At 71.2% G+C, this 920-nt stretch carries 1 protein-coding gene and 1 pseudogene; both read left to right on the top strand.

The genetic code is table 11. The annotated features are described in order from the left end of the window. A pseudogene (locus tag H0X91_RS34665) lies at positions 1-322 on the top strand (universal stress protein); the annotation flags it as partial. 18 nt (positions 323-340) lie between these two features. Continuing rightward, positions 341-920 (top strand): alcohol dehydrogenase catalytic domain-containing protein (locus H0X91_RS34670; RefSeq protein ID WP_196433819.1); only part of this gene is annotated, 580 nt, incomplete at its 3' end.

Here is a 920-nt window from a genome sequence, read left to right on the forward strand (position 1 = left end):
ATTGCGCGTCCGTGCGGAGTGCGTCGCGGCCGAACTGGACGAACTCGACCGTCAGCGCCAGCGCGACACGCACGCCCTCGGCGCGCTCGCGCGGCTCGCCGAAGACGGGCTGCCGTCGGCCGCGTTCGACGCCGCGCTGGCCCGCTATGCGCACGGCGCGTTCGAGCAGATGGGGCGAATCGAAGGCGTGATTTTCCCGGCCGCGCGGCGCTACCTCGGCGACGCCGACTGGACCGGACTGGACGAACCCCCGGCGGACAACGCACCCGCGACGCCGCCGGACACGAACGAACCCGCCGATGCGCGACGCGCATCGGACTGACGATTGACGGAGAACAAGATGGCACATGCAGTGCGATTCCACGAAACCGGCGGCCCCGACGTGCTGCGCTGGGAGGCGGTCGACGTCGGCGATCCGGGCGCCGGCCAGGTACGCCTGCGGCACGAGGCGGTCGGCCTGAACTTCGCCGACACGTATTTCCGCAGCGGCCTGTATCCGGTGCCGCTGCCGGCCGGCATCGGCGTCGAGGCGGCCGGCGTGGTCGAGGCCGTCGGCCCCGGCGTGACGAACGTCGCCGTCGGCGACCGTGTGACCTACACGGGCTTCCTGAACACGCTGGGTGCGTACAGCACCGAACGGTTGATCCCCGCCGCGCCGCTCGTCCGGCTGCCGGCCGGCATCGCGTGCGAAACGGCTGCCGCGATGACGATGCGCGGCCTCACGTCGGCCTATCTGCTGCGCCGCATTCATGCGTTCGCGCCGGGCGACACGATCCTGCTGCATGCGGCCGCCGGCGGCGTCGGGCTGATCATGTCGCAATGGGCGAAGCTGCTCGGGCTCAACGTGATCGGCACCGTCTCCAGCGAACACAAGGCCGCGATTGCCCGCGCGCACGGCTGCGACCACACGATCGACTACA

The organism is Burkholderia sp. 9777_1386 (genome assembly GCF_015712265.1).
Classification (GTDB): domain Bacteria; phylum Pseudomonadota; class Gammaproteobacteria; order Burkholderiales; family Burkholderiaceae; genus Burkholderia; species Burkholderia cenocepacia.